This window comes from Paraglaciecola sp. (genome assembly GCF_039964565.1).
Lineage (GTDB): Bacteria > Pseudomonadota > Gammaproteobacteria > Enterobacterales > Alteromonadaceae > Paraglaciecola.
In genome coordinates this window covers 31,609-53,776 of sequence record NZ_JBDVXF010000028.1, presented here as the reverse complement: position 1 = coordinate 53,776, position 22,168 = coordinate 31,609, and the positions used below count along the sequence as shown (strand labels likewise).

At 42.1% G+C, this 22,168-nt stretch carries 9 protein-coding genes; 5 read left to right on the top strand and 4 right to left on the bottom strand.

Annotated elements, in window-relative coordinates:
- Positions 1-93: 93 nt before the first annotated feature.
- Both ABJK37_RS11060 and ABJK37_RS11055 read right to left on the bottom strand, forming a co-directional pair.
- Complete coding sequence (locus ABJK37_RS11060) at positions 94-1,587, bottom strand: S41 family peptidase (protein ID WP_348353283.1); 1,494 nt, start codon at positions 1,585-1,587, stop codon at positions 94-96.
- A 295-nt stretch (positions 1,588-1,882) separates the two neighbouring features.
- Positions 1,883-3,013, bottom strand: a complete 1,131-nt coding sequence (locus tag ABJK37_RS11055; protein ID WP_348353281.1) for an S-(hydroxymethyl)glutathione dehydrogenase/class III alcohol dehydrogenase — start codon at positions 3,011-3,013, stop codon at positions 1,883-1,885.
- Between the two features lie 199 nt (positions 3,014-3,212).
- On the opposite strand from ABJK37_RS11055, the gene ABJK37_RS11050 reads away from it, so the two are divergent.
- Positions 3,213-4,094 (top strand): LysR substrate-binding domain-containing protein, encoded by an 882-nt coding sequence (locus ABJK37_RS11050; protein ID WP_348353278.1) that lies wholly within the window; start codon positions 3,213-3,215, stop codon positions 4,092-4,094.
- A gap of 105 nt (positions 4,095-4,199) precedes the next feature.
- Here ABJK37_RS11050 and ABJK37_RS11045 read toward each other — a convergent pair whose 3' ends face one another.
- Positions 4,200-8,411: an alpha-1,6-glucosidase domain-containing protein gene (locus tag ABJK37_RS11045; RefSeq protein WP_348353276.1), complete on the bottom strand. Its 4,212-nt coding sequence runs from the start codon at positions 8,409-8,411 to the stop codon at positions 4,200-4,202.
- 259 nt (positions 8,412-8,670) lie between these two features.
- A complete protein-coding gene (locus ABJK37_RS11040; RefSeq protein ID WP_348353273.1) occupies positions 8,671-10,797 on the bottom strand; it encodes a hypothetical protein in 2,127 nt (708 codons plus the stop codon).
- Between the two features lie 506 nt (positions 10,798-11,303).
- Here ABJK37_RS11040 and ABJK37_RS11035 point away from each other — a divergent pair.
- The 4 genes from ABJK37_RS11035 to ABJK37_RS11020 all read left to right on the top strand — a co-directional run bounded on the left by ABJK37_RS11035 (position 11,304) and on the right by ABJK37_RS11020 (position 22,092).
- A complete protein-coding gene (locus ABJK37_RS11035; protein ID WP_348353269.1) occupies positions 11,304-14,276 on the top strand; it encodes a TonB-dependent receptor in 2,973 nt (990 codons plus the stop codon).
- Positions 14,277-14,445: 169 nt separating this feature from the next.
- Entirely contained in the window at positions 14,446-15,972 is a 1,527-nt protein-coding gene (locus ABJK37_RS11030; RefSeq protein WP_348353266.1) for a tryptophan halogenase family protein, read from the top strand.
- Between the two features lie 11 nt (positions 15,973-15,983).
- Positions 15,984-17,678 (top strand): CRTAC1 family protein, encoded by a 1,695-nt coding sequence (locus ABJK37_RS11025; protein ID WP_348353263.1) that lies wholly within the window; start codon positions 15,984-15,986, stop codon positions 17,676-17,678.
- Between the two features lie 232 nt (positions 17,679-17,910).
- Complete coding sequence (locus ABJK37_RS11020; RefSeq protein ID WP_348353260.1) at positions 17,911-22,092, top strand: S8 family serine peptidase; 4,182 nt, start codon at positions 17,911-17,913, stop codon at positions 22,090-22,092.
- Positions 22,093-22,168 lie beyond the last annotated feature (76 nt).

Sequence of the window (22,168 nt, the reverse complement as noted above, 5' to 3'; positions counted from 1 at the left end):
CATATAGGGCGAGTAAATGATTTCACCAGGCAATAGCTTTGCCCAGTGAAATCGGTTAGCAGCAGCGAGTAACATTCGAGCTGCCCTATAAGGTTACTGCAAAATATCTAACGCCGCTAAAATGCCACTATCGAGTTGGTTGTCACGGTCTTGAGGTGCAAAGAAAGGCACCACAATATCAGTGGGCACACCCGCACCTTCTAGCCATTCATCATCTGGTGTAACATAGTATTCATTAGACATATTTAGACTATGCCCACCTGGTAATGCCCATTCAAGAACATCAGAGAATATGCCTTGGGTGGCTTCACCTACTAGGGTGACATGATCCAATTGAGTCATGCTTAAAGAAAACGTTTCTGCGGCTGACGCGGTATCCTCACTAGTTAGCAGTACAATAGGTTTGCCGGTATACTGCACAAAACCAGAAGGTGAAATAAATGACTCTATGGTTTCTGTTATCCCGGCGCCATCTCGGGCATACTTTTTGTAGGCTAAAAACTCTGCTTCTGTAAAACGACTCGCAATCGCCAAACTAATATAGTCGTTACCACCGCCATTGTATCGCACATCAATTATTAAACCACTGGTCTGCGCTAAATCACTGAGCGCCTCGTCGATGGCTTCATTAAGGTTACTTAACGCCGAAGTGGTATGCGCCAAATCATCTTGATCTTCGTTTATGGTGCTATAACCAGTCATTGCATTGATATGTAAGTAGCCAATGTTATTAATAGCAAACCAATATATTTGCTCAGATTGGTCAATGCCAATATCAGTAGTCGCATAACTGGTTATTATGTCCTGCTCTTTAGCAAATTCCTCTTCGATGAAGTTGTTAATATCATTCAAGGTGTTGTTATTGAACTCACTGCTGTCTAGAGGATAACTTAAACCGTTGGCTGCGGCGTATTCCTCTACCAAATCGTACAAATGAGTTTGTTTAGTAAACGAAAGAATTGTTTCCCCAGTTGGGGTGTACCACTTATTGTGAGTATCTGCCAGTGCTTCAAAAGAAGTGTAAATGGCTTCGTACAAGGTTTCATTGTTTTCAGTGACTGTGTTACTTAATTCATAACTCAGTGTTGGCCAGTCCACATTGTTTCTGGAAAAATCAAGGTAATACTCGTCCATGATCTGACTGTATAACTCAAACATCTCGCTGTTAGTCAGTGACGAATCAGGCGTTAAAATTTGATCCATACAAGAGGCCGGTAATTCAGTTTGCTTAGTTAAGTTTCTTGATGGCGCACCGAAATCTTTGGTGCCATATCCTGCAATCCAGGTTAATCCGGTTTCATCGCTGGTTAGCTCTACACTGCGCGTTAACTCGCTGGTGTTTAAGTTCTCATAGGTGGTTTGTAATACACAATAGTCACTGCTGTATTTATAGTAATCGACGCTGTTTTCTTTTACGACTAAAGCATCAGCATAGGCGGATGATACCCAAACACCTTGATAATTTTCTGCAATAGTCGCACTCGACTGTCCAGCGCCAGAGGATTGAGTTGTTTTTTTGTTACTGCCACATCCAGTAAATAAACTGGCTGCAACAAGTACAGCAACTATCGTTAATTGACCTTTCATAATTGTTCTCCTAGTAAAATAAACTGCGATTAAGTTGCATGCAGTTTGCGTTTACCAAGGTCAACACAGGGTGAAATAATCTAACTAATTGAATATTCACTGCTTGATTCATTTAGGTGATCAAATTTGTCTTTTGATACTTCGGTTGGAAATAAACCGCAGCGACTTATTTTGTTTGGTTTTAGAGCTTTTAAACCGAGGCATATTTTTTTGCAGATTCTTGCAGATCTGCGCCTCGGTTATAGGTAGACGCAGATCTAAACCACTAATACCTCAATATACTTGGGGATAAAAACTAACTATCGAAATGTATAACGGTACGAATACTTTCACCTTTGTGCATTAATTCAAACGATTCATTTATGTCTTCAAGTGGCATAGTATGGGTTATGAAATCACTGAGCTTAAATTCGCCCTGTAAATAACGTTCGACGTAATCAGGCAATTCTGTGCGACCTTTAACACCACCAAAAGCAGAGCCGCGCCATACCCTCCCGGTCACTAATTGAAACGGTCGAGTTGAAATTTCTTGCCCCGCTCCGGCTACGCCAATCACCACTGATTCACCCCATCCTTTATGACAACACTCTAAGGCTGAACGCATAAGATTGACGTTGCCCACACATTCAAACGAATAGTCCACACCGCCATCAGTGAGTTCCACAATGACATCTTGGATCGGCTTGTCGTAATCTTTCGGGTTAATACACTCAGTCGCCCCTAGTTTTTTCGCCAACTCGAATTTGCCTTCGTTAATGTCGATAGCGATAATACGACTCGCTTTTGCCATTGTGGCACCAATAACCGCTGAAAGACCAATACCACCAAGTCCAAAAATGGCAACCGTTGCGCCCTCCTCTACTTTAGCGGTATTCATTACTGCCCCCATACCTGTTGTCACACCACATCCAAGTAAACATACTTCTTCAAGTGGCGCGTCTTTATTGACCTTAGCTAAGGATATTTCTGGTAATACCGTATATTCAGAAAACGTAGAGCAACCCATGTAATGAAAAATTGGCTGGCCATCTTTGTAAAAACGCGTAGTCCCATCTGGCATTAAACCCTTGCCTTGGGTTTCGCGTATTTTCTGACACAGGTTAGTTTTGCCTGATAGGCAAAATTTACACTCTCCACATTCTGGGGTGTACAATGGAATAACGTGATCTCCTACTTGCACGCTTGTCACGCCGTCGCCAACTTGCTCAACAATACCTCCCCCTTCATGGCCTAGAATCACCGGAAACAGGCCTTCGGGATCTTCCCCTGACAAAGTAAATGCATCAGTGTGACACACGCCTGACGCTATCACTTTAATCAACACCTCACCTTTACGAGGTAACATGACATCTACCTCTTCGATGGATAATGGTTGCTTAGGGCCCCAAGCAATGGCGGCTTTTGACTTAATAAATTGTTCTGGCATATGTATTCTCACTTTTAATCAAGGGATAGATAAGAGACTTCGTGATGTATTGCGATTCTAATTTGGTGAACCTGCTGTGGAGTAACTCATCACTTTGTTAAATCACATTCAAATTGTGCGTAGCCAAGCATTATAGTTATTTCAAATTAGATGATAATATGCGGATTCATCAATTTACTTTTACATATAGGTAATAATCATGCAGTGGGAAGGGATTAGCGAATTTGTTTACGTCGCCGAAAATGAAAGCTTTACACTTGCGGCAAAAAAAATGGCTATATCTACGGCTCACGTTAGTCGCCAGATAAGTGCATTAGAAGCGCGACTCAAAATAAAGTTATTCTATCGAACAACTCGTAAAGTTTCGTTAACCGAAGAAGGACAAGTTTTTTACCAGCATTGTCGCAGTGTGTTAGACGGTTTAGACGCCGCTGAACGTGCCATTACAAACCTGCAATCCAAACCCCAAGGTAAAGTCAAACTCACCGCCCCCGTCACTTATGGGGAACAGCAGATATTGCCACTCGTCAATGATTTTATGAAACACTACCCAGATGTTGAAGTAACCGCCTATCTAAGTAATCAACAAATGGACCTTTTAGAAGGTGGCTATGATTTGGCGATCCGCCTAGGAAAGTTGAGTGACTCCACCATGATTGCGAAAAAACTGGGAGATAGAACCAACTATATATGTGCATCTCCCCATTATTTAGATACACATGGTACCCCGCAAACTTTTACAGATCTGAATAAACACAGTTGTTTGTTAGGTACTTTAGATTACTGGCATTTTAGCGAGGACGCTAAAGAAAAAAAGTTTCGTGTTTCAGGAAGGTTACGTTACAACAGCGGTTTTGCATTAGTTGATGCGGCTTTAAAAGGCTTAGGAATAGTGCAATTGCCAGACTACTATGTACAAAAACATCTACAAAGTAGACAGCTGATTGCCCTTCTCGACAGTTATCGCGCGCCCAAAGATGGTATATGGGCTGTTTATCCACAAAATCGACATCTATCCCCAAAAATAAGGTTACTAGTGGATTATCTAGCAGAGCACTTAGTAGCCAATAATAATAATTAATCAGCCAGTCAAAATACTGATTTGAATGATCGAAAATGACGACAACGCCAACTTTCCTAGGAGTTGGCGTTTAGTCTCTCTATTTGCTTAGTATATTGTGACTGGTTATGGCGCACATCGTTGCACAATAAGGTTGGCAACCTTATTGTTCTTTTCAGGATTGCCTTGGTTTAAAGTTAACAAGAAACTATAGCTCGCGGCAGCTAGACTGATTTGGTTATTTATTTCACCCGCGTCGTTGTAGGCAACGGAGTAACTAACCCCCACATCTAAATTGCCGGTCTGTATATTTCCATCTTCGGTTTGCGCCCACAATTGTGTAGTCCAACTGTCATCATCAGACGCAATTTTAAACTGAAAATCGCCAGAAAACTCTGCAACAGCTTGATATGTATTATTCCCCTTGTAGTGCATTCGATATAACTCATTAGCCCCCCAACTTGAATGGCTGCCGCGCACGTAAAGTTGTCCTCCACCAGATATATTAAACGGTATCGCTTGGGTTGAATCCTCTAATGCAGCACAATTCACCGAAGGTGAAACACTATCGATTCGCAAAATTGGCCTATCCTGCGACGAAAGATCCAGTTGAAATTTGTAAATACCTTGATTAGCCACAGTAAAACTAATATTTCCATCACTGTCCTTACTTGCAGAAACAGAATTTGATTGAATTTGTACATCGCTAAAGCCAAGGTTCACCAATGAATAATTGCTATCGGCAATTTTTAAGGCGTGCATGTCGGCAGGTAAGACATAATCAATGCTATAGATGCCATTGCCCAGATAAGAAAAAGTATCTTCTGCAGTTAATCCGTTGTCTCCAAAATTATTCATCGAACCACGCAGAAAAATATCTGTATCACCATAAGGAGCGGTTTCTGACTGATTCAAACTTGCGTCTGCCGCTAATCCTGCTCCTTGGGCTCCCGTTTGAGGTTTCACAAATATTGCTGTGGTTAACGCCGGAACGGTAAAAATGCCACCATTGCTGCTTGCAACAAATTGAGCGTTTTTAACAATGGTGTCGGCTGAGGTTTGTTGCACGCTGTGAAGCTCAAAATTACTCGCGGTTGCGATTGAATGAGACAACTCATTGGATGTACCGTTGATCAACACCACTATCGCGTCCAAATTGGTATCTAAGTCCTCTAATCCATTACCATCGTCAAGACTCATCACTATCAACCCCTGTGTTTGATTGGCGCCTGTATTGTGAAACCCTACACGATCAATCACGTCTTGTGCTGTGCTCAACCTAAATAGCTTACTTGATTGGCGGATCGCCAAAAACTCTTGAAACACCTCGCCAGACTGCATTATATGATGCATTGCAGGTTGCGCTTCAACGTTTGTTGCCAAGTTGGCAATGGTATTCCATTGATCTTGATTGTTCTCAGCCATTGGTAAACCAATGTTCCAGTTGTTTGTGGTTTTGCTAAAATCGACCCTATTGAACCAGTCCCCTGCGTCGTAACTATTTCTATCCATAGATTTTGAACGCAATAAGTCGCCACCTAATTGTAAAAAGGGAATACCTTGACTGATTAAGGGGATGGTTCCCGCAATGTTTTGAATTCGTACTCTCTCATCAATGGTGACATCATTGGCGAAACCATACTGCAACTGATCCCATAAGGTTTCGTTATCATGTTTAGAGACATAATTAATCACGTCAGCCGGATCTTTGGCATAAGCAGGTTTAGCAGAATAGGCACTGCCTAACTTAACGTTGCCATTTTTATCCTGCATAGAGTAGTCAGCCAAAGTTCCCGCTAATCCCAATCGTATGATGTCTTGGTCGTCTAAACTACCTGAAGCATTAAACAACGACGCACTGCGAATAATATCTCTTGGTCGGTCGTTAAAAGTACCGACTTCACTTCCCGCCATATTATGTTGATTAGCCTGAGTGTAGCCATTGTTGTTACGACTCCATCCCTCTCCATAGAAATAATTATCCGAGTCTAGCGCTAGCACTATATCTCTAGCGGAGAGAATTGAGTCTTGTGAGTTGTTACTCATAATGTCGAAACGAAATGCGTCAAATTTGTAAGCCTGTGTCCACAAAACCAATGAGTCGACCATAAGTTTGTCCATCATTCTGTGCTCAGGTGCGGTATCTTCACAACAGGTATCCCGTAACACTTCACCCGTAGTCAGGTGTCGTCTGTGATAATAACCTGGCACCACCTTATCTAACACTGAGTTATCGAACAAACCAGATGAACTGGTGTGGTTATACACTACGTCTAACGACGCTCTTAAGCCCATTTCATGTAATGCTTGGATCATGGCGCGCATTTCTAGAATTCTAGAGGCTCCGTCAGGATCAGACGCATAACTGCCCTCGGGAGTGGAAAAATGTTTAGGATCATATCCCCAGTTAAAACTGTCTAAGCCGCGCATTGAATTTGCTAAGGCTTGTGCATCTGAAGAACTAGGATCATAACTTTGAAAAACAGATAACAAGCTTGCAGTAGCATCTTCTGTTCCGCAAACCGGTGCAGTGCTATCGAGAGCGCATAAGTCAGCCACTGTGTCGGTAATATTCACTCTACTACTAGGATCTTCACCAATAGTCGCAATGTCATTTGCAGGCAAGAGCTGAAAATGGGTTAAACCAGCTTCAGCTAGAGATTTAAGGTGGCTAACGGGTAACGAGTCTTGCTCAGTAAAAGCTAAGTATTTACCGCGATTGGCGGCGCTAGTACTTTCATCTAGTATGCTAAAGTCGCGGATATGCCCTTCGTAAATGACCGCATCTTCTGGATCAATAATACTAGGGGAAACCTGTGTATCCCAATTTGTTGGTTTTAAGTTGTCATCTTCCAAATTAACAAACTGCGAATAGCTGCCATTAGTAGACAGAGAAACCGAATAGGGGTCAGTGCTTTCTAGGGTTTCAAAACGTTGATTAATGTGATGATAAAGCGTTAGTTCAAATCGATAAAACAGTCTATCAACACTGCTATCTAGGTTAATGGACCAAATGCCAGTGTTGTTATCCACTGTCATTTCCTGACTAGATTGCAGCGCCTTGTTGGCATCGTAAATGTTGATTTTAACTTGCTGGGCTGTTGGCGCCCAAAGGTAGGAATGAATACCAGTATCAGCATATTCAAGTCCTATCATGGCTTCGTCGGCATCGTTTGCGCCTGAGGTATAAATTGCGTCTATTACCCGTGGAGTTTGCACATACGTAGCCGCCACCACTACATCACTGTTTTCATAAGCAATAGCCAATAATTTCCCGGTCAACATTTGTTTAATATCAGTTGTAGCTGCAGAGTCCGCGGTGTAAGCATCTAAGTTTTGATATCTAGGCATGCCAAGGCTAGTTGCTGGATGAGTGCCGCCTGATTGTGATGTAAACTCAATAAAGTTATCGCCTGCAATCCCAGTTTCGCCATCAAAACCTAAGTCATCCGTTGCAGAACTGTAGATGCGTATTTTTGTCACACCAGTGCCATTCACATCCCAAAAAACTGTTTGAGGATCGACCCAATGGGCAGCAGTATCAGCAATCAATACACCGGAGGGAAATAAAAGTGCTTCAGCAAAAAGTTCGCTTATACCTGACAAGGTCCAAATCATGTTGTCGCCGTTTAAATCAGCCCGATGATCGGCGTCACCAATGTCTTTCTCATTTCCCTTATGCACTATAAAGTTAGCACAATCACTCCCACCAGCTTTTAAAGGTAAAATCCAATATGCGCCGTAATTGGGATCAATTCCACTTTGTGTTTGGCCCGCTGTCCATTCAGTACCGGCGCCTGATGCAAAGTCAGCATAAGCATCACAATTGTCGTTATTCCAAAGGTGTAACACCCAATTTTGGTAATTCTCATCTGGACGATTGTAAAAAATAACGAGTTCATTATTACCTGCGGTTACAACAGGTTGTGGTAAACCACTAATTGAATCAACTAACGTCAGCGTTTGATTTTGGCTAGCTACGGCATTGTTGGGATCAGTAACCGTTAACCTTGCTTCTGCTGCACCCGCTTCTGTGTATGTCACCACAGTCGAGTTAGTCGCAATACAATCAGTTATTGAGATATCTGCTAAGTTATTACCTGGGCTTAACACACAAGACAAAGCTTCATTATCGAGATCAGACACCGTCCAAGAAAAAGTCACCTCTAGGGCATTTGTGGCACTGACTTGACTAGAGAAATTAATTACCGATGGAGCACGATTTTCCGTAGCAGGAGCGGGGTCATTGCTGGTTTCGGCGCCACCACCGCCACAACCAACCAATGCCAGTACAATAGTTGAAAAAGTGAGTTGAATTAACTGTTTGGAATGCCCCATTAAAGATAGCCTTGTTGCCTAACTGATAGTGACGTTATGCTAAGGCTTTAATAACGTGCAGAACAGTGGCTACATACGTATTCACATAGTTAAAAACATGTAACTAAATGGTTATTTTTGTATCGGGCATTCTGAGTAGGTAGTTATCAATACGGATTGGTATAAAAAAGAATAAGAGACAAAAAAGCCGCGTAATTAACGCGGCTCATAAACAGTTAAATAGTGATAGTTTTTAAGGATATTATTCTCGCCTTAAAAACTAGGGAACCAATACGACTGTTAAAATTGGCGCTGTAGAATCCGAACCGTCTAGCGAAAACTTGTAGGTTCCAGACGTAGCAATATCGAGAGTGATGTTTTGCGCTACACCTTCGCCAAACACTAAACTTTTAGCGATATCCAATTCTAATGCCTCGTCACCCGTAGCGGCACCAAAATTAGTGGTTTCTGACCAATCCGCGTCGGCGACTTTAAACTCGTAAGACGCTGCATCAAGCTCATACTCAGAACTGTACACATTGTTACCTTCGTAAACCATTTCTTGAGCATTACTCCATTCATTCATGGTGCCTTTTACATACATAACCGTAGCGCCATATGGCAAAACTTGTGTCACCGTGATAACTGGAGCGGCAGGATCTGTCGCATCTAAGGTAAATGTATAATCGCCCGGCACTGTTATATCCAGTGTCATGTTTTGTGCAATACCTTCACCAAAAACTAGTGACTTAGCCGTGGCTAATTCTAATGCTTCTTCTCCAGTAGCAGCGCCAAAGTTTGTCGCTTCAGTCCAGTCAGCATCAGCCACTTTGAACTCGTATGCAGTAACGTCTAAGGTATAGGTTGAACTATAAATATTGTCGCCTAGATATTCCATTGCTTGCAAATTACTCCATTCATTCATAGAGCCTTTCACGTACATCTCAGTAGCGCCATATGGAGCAGCATTATTGACTGTAAGAATCGGTGCGCTTGGATCAGTAGCATCTAGGGTAAATTTGTAGTTACCCGCGTCGGTTATTGTCAGAGTGATATTTTGAGCCACTCCTTCACCAAACACTAAACTCTTAGTTGTATCTAGTTCGAGCGCTTCGTCACCTGCGGCCGCACCGAAATTAGTGTCGTCTGTCCAATTGGCGTCTGCGACTTTAAATTCGTAGTCAGTTGCTTCTAAAACAAAGGTTGAGGTGTAAATATTATCACCTTCATACACCATGGCTTGAGTGTTACTCCACTCATTCAAGGTACCTTTAACATACATAACACGATTAAGTGGTACTTCTATCACGGTTAAAACAGGCAATTCAGGATCAGTAGCATCAAAGATAAATTGATAATTTGCATCGGCTGATACAGTCATAGTGATGTTTTGACCCACATCTTCACCAACTACAAGAGTTTTACCTTCTCCTACAACAACAAGCTCTTCAGTAGCCGTTGCGCCAAAAGAAGTGGGTTCAGACCAAAGATCATCTGCAATTTTAAAGCTATAGTCATCTGCTGAAGCAGGAAGTGACGTCACCATGGTATACACACCTTCAGAATACTCGAAAACATATTCTTCATTGGTGGTCCACTCGTTAAACGACCCTTTCAAATAAAGCGTTGCTTCCCCAGGAACAAACGTCTCTAGTGCTGTGGGGTCATCAATACAGGCGTCGCCGGCTTCATTCAATATTTGGGGATCTTCACAAATAAGTGTAGAGCCACCCGGTACTACTAATGATTCGAAAGTACGAGGGTGTGGGAAGACGATACCCAAACCTTCTAATAAAAAGAAACGATTGGTTGGATTCTCAATCTCATCGGCAAGTGGCGCAATAGCAGTAAATTGAACTTGTACACCTGCATCAAAATTATAAGGGATCCAGTTACCACAATTTTTGTTTACTGTTGTATCTAATACCCAATACACACCAAAGTTTGGATCGACGCCCACAGGATCGATTGGAATGCCCCAGCTGGTTCCAGTGGTTTCGCCACCTGGTGCATCAAACATAGACCATGATGTACATGTACCTTCGTTAAAGGCATGTAATCCCCAGCCCGTATATTCTCCGCTGGTTAACGCATAATATAGAACGACTTCACCGTCTTTAGGGATATATTCTGGCTCAGGCATGGTAATGCCATTCGCACCGTCTGGCCATGCGCCAATATCCATGACACACAAACCTTGTTCATTTGCGACTTCAGGATAGTTACAAGGTACGATGACAAGTTCACAAGCCGTACCATCTTCTGTTATCGTTTCAGGTGCTTTACAGACTAAAACTGAATCTGCGGTGCCGCTCAATCCTACTTGATCGCCTCCACAGCTAGACAATACTGCTGCAGAACATGCAAACAGCAAAGTAGTTAAAAGTTTCTTCATGTACGTAGACATAAATGGTTTCTCCAAGTGTGTTACTCAGCTTCCAGCTTACTTGCCAGCAGCGTCGATGGTTATTTCTCTAGTTATTAAAAATGACACTGTCACGTAATCAAAAAACTATTCCAGGAGTCCTTACCATCATGCTTAGCGACGTAAATCGCATCCACAATCATTCGGGCAACGCTATTGTTGATTAATTGTAATATGTTGTAAATGAAATACATGGCTTATGAATACGTATTCATAATTTGCGACAGATTCAGGCAAAAACAAATATCCCTTTGTTTTTTAAGCTTTTATTTATTATGCAACTCAAATATTGAACGATTACGCGATTTTCACATGTTAATAAAAGGTTGTATTTGGGCTCCGAGCTATTAGAATTTTCACCGTCACGTTACACCTAAAACTTCCTAACTAAGATACGGATTATCGAATATTTTTACAGTATATAAAGGCGCTGCTTATTGACGGTGTCTGGTCTGTAAGTTACTAGAACACACTAGGAAATAAATATAATGAAAAAATTTAAACCGAGCTTTCTAACGCTCAGCCTTTTAGCCGCGGGTCTAACTATGCATGCTGGTGCAAGTTTTGCTCAAGAAACTGACGCAGTGGCTGAACAAGAAAGTGAATTGGAAGTTATCCAAGTAAAAGGGTTTAGAGGCAGTGTAATCAAGTCTCTCAATACTAAACGTTTTGCTGACACAGTAGTCGATGCCATCTCAGCTGATGATATAGGTGGTCTACCCGATGTTTCCATTGCTGATGCCTTGACACGTTTACCTGGCGTTACCTCTGTGCGCCGTGACGGCCAATCGAGTGAACTTAACATACGTGGTTTATCTGGTGGGTTTGTACTTTCAACACTCAATGGACGTGAACAAGTTTCCTCATCGGGCGGTCGCTCGGTAGAGTTTGATCAGTTTCCCTCAGAGCTTATTTCAGCCGCGCAAGTATACAAATCTCAAAAAGCATCGCTCATTGAGGGCGGTGTAGCAGGTACAGTAGAATTAAAAACAGCCAGTGCTTTAGACAACGAAGAAGATCAAAGAATTCGATTGTCTGCTCATGGAAATACCAATAATGCCGTCGCAGACAGTGAATACCTTGATTCTATAGGTCAACGTTTTACCGCCTCTTACCAAGCAAAAATGCTTGATGATACTTTTGGGGTGTCAGTAGGTGTGGCGTTAATGAAACAACCTACAGTTGCCAACCAGTTTATTAGTTTACAGTTTGACGAATATAGCGAAGAACTTAACAATTCGTTTTCGGCAGATCATGGTGGAATTTATGATGGTCTACCAGAACAATTATTTGTTTCTGACGGATTCGAGTTACATGACAGAGGCGGTGAAGATACCAGAAATGCCGTTGTTGTTGCCTTAAACTGGGAGCCACGTGATGATCTTCGTTTTCAATTCGATGGTTTTCATTCAGAGTTTGATTCTGAAAAATTTGACCGTGGCTTAAGAGTTGATGGTTTATCAACTGTTCGCTTAGCGTCCTTAGGCGGCACACCTAATGGAGGGGTATTAACCAACCCTATCCTTTCGGGCAATACCATAATAGGTGGCACCTTTTCTCGCGATCCGAATAATATCGCTGATGCGCCCCCTGCTCTGACCTCGCAGTACGGTGGAATACGAGTACAAACCCAAGCCGATGACGCAACAACTGAAAGCTCAGTATCATCTTGGGGCTTAAAGGGCGAATGGGATGTTAATGACGACATGTCAGTAACGTTGGATATTGCGCACTCTGAGGGTGACGAAGACAGTAAAGACAGAGTGATGCGAATGGCTTATTTTGAAGACGCCAGCATAGACACACCTGTTATTGATGACGGCTTAGTGCTGCAATATCAGTTAAACGGGCTTAAATCCCCCACTGTTAGTTTTAATCGTGATTTTACTGACTTAGATCATATGATGGTTGTCGCGGCAGAAGCTTACCCTCGTATAGAATCTAACTCGTCTGATGCAATAAAAATTGATTTTAAATATGAGCTCGATAACGAGTTTATTAGCTCGGTTGAAGCTGGGATCCGTTCTTCAAAACGCGAATATTCATTAGAGCGTGGCAGATTTGTTTACGGTGTAACAGATCAAACATCACGTAGCGGTCAATATATTACCTATGGACAAGATGCCGATGGAAATACAATCGAAGTTGAGCGCTTTCAGCCTTATCAGTTATCTTCTGACGAAGTCACCATTTCGAGTTTAGGCGGTGATTTTTCGAATATGCCTCAATATTTGGCGGTAGACGTCAATCAAATTTTAAACAGTTGGATCCCTAACGTAGATCAAACCCCTACTACAGATTGGAACAATGCGTGGACCTTAACCCAAAACAATGTGATTGAAGAAAATGTCACCGCAGCTTATATCCAAGCCAATATTGACGCGGAATTAGGTGATATTCCGGTTCGCGGTAATTTCGGTGTACGTGCGGTTGAAACTGAACAAAAAAGTACAGGCTTAATTGATGTGGGGCCGGGTAACGGAGATCCTATTGCCGATGATAATGGGCTTATCAGCACAAATTATGTTCAAGGCACAGAAGGCACAACCTACACCGATTATTTACCTTCACTGAATTTAACCTTTTCATTGAATCAAGAGCAGCTGATTCGTTTTGCAGCTGCTAAAGTATTATCTCGCCCTGATATGGATACCTTAGCCCTAGTAGGTGGTATCAGTATTAATGAAAGAGAAGGTACCCAATTTTTAGATTACAACAGTGAAACCAGTCCGTTTTTGCGTCCCTTCTACGCCAATCAAATCGATATCTCTTATGAGCATTATTTCTCAGAAACAGATGGCGCTTTTGTTGTCGCCTTGTGGAACAAAGATATTACAAATTTTGTTGGTACAGTCACTGAAAAAGATTTCGACCTGTCACAAATAGGGTTTGATATTCCACCCATTTTTGACGCGAATGATGTACCTATCCAACTCGAAGATGGTAACTACACTCACGCAGAAAATAATGGCGAAGGTGGATATATGCGCGGTATTGAAGTGGCATATACTCAAACCTTTAGCTTTTTGCCTGATTTGTGGTCTGGCTTAGGGGTTAACATTAACTGGTCATATACTGACAGTGAAATTACTCGTCCCTCAGCTGTGCCAGGTGAAGCGGGCTCAGATGCGCCTCTTGAAGGATTATCCAACCGAGTCTTTAGTGGAACCTTGTTTTATGATTACGATGAAAAGCTTAATGCGAGGGTAAGTGTTCGTCATCGTGGTCCATACCTAAGTCAACAAATTGCCATAGGTAGCGAGCAGTCTGCTTACTTTAATGAAGAAACCATTTACTCTGCGCAAATGTCTTACAACTTTTCAGAGAACTTGCAAGCAGTGGTGTCGGTTGACAACTTAACCGACGAACCAAACATTTCATATTTTGGTGAAACCAACCGTACCGGTACCATCCAATACTTTGGACGCACTGTGTATTTTGGGGTTAACTACAACTTGTAATTGTTAAACAAAGAAATGTAAGAGCCACTTTATGTGGCTCTTATTTATTCTCGAACACTATTTTTTAAAACCCTAATCATTTATAACCTTTGTGTTAAATGAATCACTCAGGAATTAAACTAACTTTTAGTTTAATAACCTTTAATCTGAAAGATTCGTTGTAGATATTATGAATTCAACTGCAATTGCCAACAAACATATAGTGATCCTAGGCGGTGGTACCGCAGGTTGGATGACGGCCAATTTAATGGCTGTTAAATGGAAAAATCAAAATGTTCAAATTAGCCTTGTCGAGTCCCCTGCTATTGGCACTGTTGGAGTAGGTGAAGGCTCTACTCCACAGCTTAAATCCTTTTTTGATCAAATTGGGATCGATGAAAAAGAATGGATGCCGGCCTGTCATGCTACATACAAAAATGGTATTCGTTTTAACGGTTGGTCATCTCGCGAGGGTTTTGAAAGCTATTTTCACCCTTTTGCGTCTAGAATTGACGCATTTTCAGCTCCCGCGTTGTTTTACAATAGTATGCACCGCCGCAAGGGTGTGAACATAGAATGCCACCCTGATAGATTCTATTTATCCGCAAAATTAGCGCAGCAACACAAATCTCCTATTCCAGACCACAACTTCCCCTTTCCTATTGGTTATGGTTATCACTTCGACGCTAATTTATTGGGGCAGTTTTTATCTAACTTAGGGGTCTCAAGAGGTGTTAAACATATTCAGGCTAAAGCGTTAGATGTAGGTATGCACGCTAATGGCGACATAGCCAACCTACACTTAGACAATGGCAAGACTATCAGTGGCGATATTTTTGTTGATTGTTCTGGTTTTGAAGGTGTGCTTATTCAACAAACTCTCAAAGTGCCTTTTGTCAGTTTTAAAGAAAATCTTTTTAATGATTGCGCTGTGGCTATCCCCTCACCTGTTAGCCAACCACTGCGAAGTGAGACCATTTCAACGGCGATGAAATATGGTTGGGCATGGGATATTCCACTGACTAACAGAGTCGGAAACGGTTACGTGTATAGCGCTGACTATTGCAGCCCAGAACAAGCTGAAATTGAATTAAGAACCAAACTCAATTTATTGGATAGCGAGGTTGAGGCTCGCCACTTAAAGATGAAAATAGGTCGAGTGGAAAAACATTGGCATCAAAACTGTTTAGCTGTGGGTTTATCTCAAGGTTTTATTGAACCCCTTGAAGCGACGGCTCTACATTTTGTACAAGAGACCATAGAAGGCTTTATCGACGCTATGAATAACAGTAATGAATCAGATAGCGTATGTATTCAACATCAAGTTACATTTAATCAAAAAATGAATCAAAGATTTGAAGGCATTCGCGACTATATAGTGGCGCACTATCGATTAAGCTCAAAAGACGATACCGATTATTGGTTAGCCAATTCCGCGAATCCGAATATTTCAGATCAACTAAAACGTATAGTTAACGGTTGGATGGGGGCAGAGGATATCACGCAAATTATTCAACAGGCCAAGATACCTAGTTATTACCCTCCTTTTTCTTGGCTTTGTATTTTGGCCGGGTATGGCATTTTCCCCAAACAACTGAGCGACGCCCCCAAAGATAGTGCCGCACACAAATACGACCTTAATTACGTAGATGATTTTATTCAACGTTGTAGCCTTAATTTTCAAGATCACCAATCATTTTTAGATCTTCACTTTTAGTAGTAAAAAATATGAATTCAATTAATCAATCAAGCTTATCCGCTACTGCCATTGCAATTTTGCTACTAGGTTGTGGTGGCAGCTCATCCAATAATAGCCCGGCTCCTGCTGTCTCCGCGCCAGAGCCAGTGTTACGCAGCGGTGTGGCAGTTATAGTAGATTCAAGTTCACCACAAGGCAGTGATACAGATGTATGCCACTCAACGCAGGTGACCGATACTCAACTGAGCTTTACCGACATATCTAGTCAAGCGGGATTAAATTTTAGTCATTCTGTACCCAATGGAGACGGTATTTTAGGCATGTCAGGAGGGGTGGCAGCCGGAGACTTTGATAATGATGGCTGGGTTGACTTATATGCGGTGGGGGGTGATGGCCAACAAAACTTGCTGTTAAAAAATATGTCTGACGGCTCATTTTCAGATATGGCCGACTTTGCAGACGTTAACCTGCAAACTATAAGCAGTGGCCCAGCATTTGGTGATTTAGATGGTGATGGTTTATTAGATTTGTTCGTAGGTAGTGTGGGAGGCTCTGCCCCAAAACTTTATTTGAATCGAGGCAATGATAAGTTTTTAGATATCACTGACAGTTCTGGTTTAGTGTTGCCCGGTAATAACTTCGGGGCAACTTGGGGGGACTATGACAAAGACGATGATCTTGATTTAGTCATTACCCATTGGAGTAGTGTCTCTAACGATCACTATGCCTATTTTTGGCGAAATAACGGTGATAATACGTTTACCGACATCAGTATTGAAACGGGCATAACACCAATAATGCGCCAGTTTGGTAGTCGAGATAAATCGTTTACCCCCACTTTTGCTGATATTGATAATGATGGCTGGCAGGATTTATTGTTGGTATCCGATAATCACCGTACGCGTATTTTTCGCAATAATCGAGATGGTACATTTTTAGATCGCACCGACAGAGACGTTATCAGCGACAACGCGGGAATGGGCTCAGCGGTTGGAGATTATGATAATGATGGTGACCTAGACTGGTTCGTCTCAGCTATTACTTTCAAAGATGGGGTCACACATTTTGGATCCTTAACACCTGGAAATCGCCTCTATCAAAACCAAGGTGATGGCACCTTTATTGATAAAACTGACGAAACAGGCGTACGAGACGGTTATTGGGGATGGGCCGCCTGTTTTGCAGATTTTAACAACGACACACACCTAGATATATTCCACGTTAATGGTATGGAAGGTGACGACATCGACCTTAGGTTTAAAGACGACCCATCGCGTTTGTTTATGTCTAACGGTGATGGCACTTTTACAGAATCATCACTCGCACTAGGAATTGACGACAAAGCCATGGGCCGAGGCTTAGTGTGTTTTGATTACGATAAAGACGGCGACATAGATTTATACACAGCTAACTACAATCAAGCGCCTAAGCTGTTTTGTAATTCGGGTACCCACAACCATTTTGTTAATATTAAACTGGTTGAAAAATCCACTAATACCCAAGCCTTAGGAGCCAGAATATATGTAACTTCTAACGGTATCGAGCAAATGCGCGAGCTAAGAGCGGGGAGTAATTACGTATCTCAGAATCCAGTAGAAGCTCATTTTGGATTGGGTCAGGCCACAACTTTAGAGCGTGTTAGAATAGTTTGGCCTGATGGTCAACAAAGTCAATTAGACGATTTAAGTATGGATCAGTTTATAACCATAACTCGTAATGATTAGTTTTTTCAGTTGAAAAAGCCCCTTGTTTGCGGCTGTTTTTTGAAAATACCATTTATTATTTGATGATATGGGTCCATCAGGATCCCAAAGACTACTCAAGGTTTCTCTTCTCCATGCAATTCCCGGTTACATAAAATTACAAGATGTATATATTTGCTACTATTTTTGGGCCTGTTTTTTATACAGGATGGGATCTGTTTTAACTCTAAAAATAACACGAAGAGAATGGATAATGAAACAGTCCCACAATGCGTTACCTAATCTACTTTTATGCCTCTTATGCTTCGCCAGTTTTATTCATAACGTACCTGCAGCCCTTGCTAAAAATGCTTCTGACCACACTAATGACCATCAAAGCGATTTACGTCAAGCCACCATTAGTGAGATATCACAATCAAAACAAACAAGCTTTTCTAACGCGGCTCACAAAAACACACAGATAAAGAATCAACTCAACCTCTATAAAAATTCCGCTTCGAACGCGGTGCTCTCTAACCTTGAAAATCGATATATAGTAAAATTACGCTCCGCACCTTTAAGTAAGAAAATCAATAATTTGTACACCTTGGGAAGTGCAACTAAGCAGAAAAAATCAAAGATTTCTAACCTCAATAGTGCAGCTGCAAAAGCCTATCAATCTAAACTATTAAACGACCAGAAACAGTTTATGGTGAAACTTAGCAGCCAATTTGCCTCAGTTACCACTCACAGACGTTTTAATACTTTGTTAAACGGCATAGAAATTAGCGCCAGTGGCGAACAAATCGCGCATATTAAAGCTATGCCTGAAGTCGCACAGGTCTATCCTGTGAAAATGCGTTACGTGAACTTGGACGCCAGCCAAAACACTATTCGATTACAAGCAGCTTGGGAAGCGGTAGGTGGACAATCCGAGGCTGGTAAAGGCATCAAAATCGCGATAGTCGATACGGGAATTCGAAACGACAACCCAATGTTTAGTGACAGTGGCATGGAAGCACCAGTGTTATCTGATAATAGTTATCTCAACGACAATCCCGATTATTGTCGCGACCCTCAAGGCGATCCCAACTTCTGTAATAATAAATTAATTGTTGCTCGCTGGATGGATCCTGCAAATTATGATTTTGACATCTACCAAAACGAATACCTTAGCCCATTTGATTTTGATGGACACGGCAGTCACGTAGCAGGCATTGCCACCGGAACTCAAGTAAATATCAATTATGCAGACAGTGATGTCACCATTGGTGGTGTTGCTCCCGCCAGCTATTTAATGGTTTACAAAGCGTTATTTGTTGGTGCAGACGGGCAAGTTCAAGGCCCTGACACTATGCTATTAGACGCCCTAGAGTACGCAGTTAAAGATGGAGCGGATGTAATCAATAACTCCTGGGGAGCAGGAAATGGTGCAAATCCCAACGATTCTATTTTCAAGGAAGTGTTTGAGAATGCCGAAGCAGCCGGAGTTATAGTGGTCAGTGCTTCAGGTAACGATTTGCATGCGGGTCGCGGTCAGACTATCAGTTGTCCGTCTTGTATTGAAGCAGGTGTGTCTGTCGCGAATACCACCACGGGACGCTACTTTGGTAACAAAATTGAAATCGCAGAGCAAAGTTATTTTGCCTACCAAGGTGACAATCGTCAATTTGAGCAACAAACCACCTACCCATTGCGAGCGTTAAACGGGTTTAATCCTATTGATGATGACGGTTGCCAACCGTTAAATGATACCTTTGGGAGTTTTGCTGGTAGCATGGTGCTAATTGATTATCGCCATACCTGTACTCACCAAGAAATAGCTCAAAATATGCAACAAGGTGGTGCTGCAGCAGTTTTGCTGTATTCCTCCGGTGCGTTTGGTTTAGCCACAATTGAACCGTTGATCCCCTTTGAAGGAGATTTTGCGATTCCCGTAATAGGCATATCCCGAGATACAGGTTTAGCGATTTTTGAGCAAGCCTACAGTTCTAATCATAGTATTACTATCAGCCCTGAAATTGTACCCGCTATTGAACCTCAATATGTGGATATGATGCATCCCTTTAGTTCAACTGGACCAAACGGAGATCCACACATCCTGAAGCCCGATATGGCAGCGCCTGGAACTGATATTTTGTCAGCCTATTCACCAGATGTGTTTGAATCTTCGCCTTTCCCGATTGGTTTTTCAGGCACTAGCAATGCAGCCAAGGCTAACGCAAACACAGCCACATTTGCCAAATTAACGGGTACTAGCATGGCCTCACCTCACGTTGCAGGTACAGCTGCGTTATTGCGGCAAGCTCACCCAGATTGGAGCGCTAAACAAATTAAATCCGCTTTGGTCAGCTCAAGTAATGCAAATGTGTTGTTGGGACTAGACCCTGCCCGACCTTTTGATATGGGTGCCGGTAGACTCGACGCCAAAAAAGCGTTAGAAACAACTATCACCACCGATAAAGTATCATACGCGGATCCTGCCTGTATTGGACAATGCAGTTTTGACAACATTATTACTAACCTTGGCGATCAACCAACACAAGTGAGCTTTTCTGTCAGTTTTGATGATGGGATTACCCACGGTGAAGTCAATATTGCTGAGCAAACACTAGCAGCAAAAGGCGCTGACGGTGCATCTGTGCCTTTTACTCTTACAGTAGATATTGCCCAAGCAGCTCCTGAGCAATGGATATATGGTGACCTCTATATCTATCAAAACAATTCAACTCAACAATTACCCATCGCTTTGTATGCTAACGAAACTAGTGATGCGGGCATACTAACTGTTGCATCAACAACAACTCACACCGACACCACACAACCCATCACTTTTTCTACTACTGTACGTAACAAAAATGTTGGAGAGGCCTTTGCCCTTGACTTAGCTATTCCAGAAAACGCTGAGTTTATACCCGACACTGAAACCGCTGAGGTGAGTAATGGAGAAACAACTCTTTTAGAATTTAATACCGCAGAAAAAACAATACATTGGCAAGGAAACTTGCAACTTGGCAAGATGTCATTTGAGAGAAGCGACATTCCGTTTAGTCGCAGTTTAGCAGAGGCTGAAATTACACCTGTTGCGTGTTCGGATGGCTGCATCAATATTTCAGCAGTGGTTGATTTCAACTTTCACTTTAATGGCGAGGATTATGAGCGCTTAACCATATCGGACAATGGATTCGTTATTGCTGGCGCCACTGATATTGGCTCATTTTCAGCCTTGTTTAATCAAGAGTTTCCCAATCCATCTCCTCTCAACAGAGTGATTGCACCATTGTGGTCAGAGTATGATTTACTTGACCCCGCTGACAGTGAAGACTCGGGAGGCGGTTACCTTCGTACTGCCATTCACGAAAATGCAGGGCGAACCTTTTTAATTGTTGAATGGGACAGAGTAGAAATATACTCAAATGAATTCGATGAACCTAGCTCAGCAGAACTTGTTGGCCCATTTACCTTTCAACTGATTATCGAAGAAAATACTAATAATATTTGGTTTAATTATGTACTGGTTGAGGATCTCCCCGACTATGCATCTATTGGGGCCGAAAACAAAGATGGCAGTATAGGCAAAAGCTTATATTTTGATGGAACCCATGACACATTTCTTCCCGAAGACAAATTAACCGGTATTACGCTACAGTTGAAGACTCAAGAAGAAGGCGTCGCGCAAATTAACTACTCGGTAAATCTGATTGACCAGCAAGAATTTGCAAACACTGACGAGTTTGAGTTGCAAGAAGATAACGAACAAACCTTTGATGTTATCTTTAACGATGTCACCAGTACCTACGTAACTGCATTCTCTACACTACAAATAAACGGTTTAGAACATCATGCAATCCGCAGTGTAAAAGTGGAGGCTAGCGGCGCTCTCGATCCTGATAGCTTAGAAATAGTACAAGCCCCTAATAACGGAACAGCAACAGTCGAAAATGGTCAGATAAAATATCAAGCAAATAACCACTTTAATGGCGCAGATACCTTGAGTTATCGAGTCGCTGACGCTGCAGGAAAATATTCTAAAGCTACCCCAATTCACATAGCTGTTTTAGCGGTAAATGACCCACCTAGCATACAGGCAAGTGATAACACAACAGCTGAAGAAGGTCAGAGTGTCACCCTAAGTGTAACGGCGACCGATGTAGATAACGACCCGCTTACCTATACTTGGACACAAACCGCGGGAGAAGTGGTCTCGTTTACTCAACAAGAAAATAGCATCACTTTCACCGCACCAGAGGTAACAAAAGATAAAGTATTTAGCTTTGCGGTAATAGTAAGTGACGGCCTGACGATTAGTGAGCCGGTAAACAGCCAAGTGACTATTACTAATAAGAGCAAAAGTGGGGGCACATTGCCAAGCTCGATAATATTGATACTGGCTTTCATAGCCACTGCTCGTTATCGCCGTAACTTTATACATGCGTCTAAAACAACTGAAATATAACGAGGCTCCAATAATGACCTAGTTTTAGCCTTGCTTAATAACCAAGGCTAATACTCACTAAAAACGGCGAAACCAA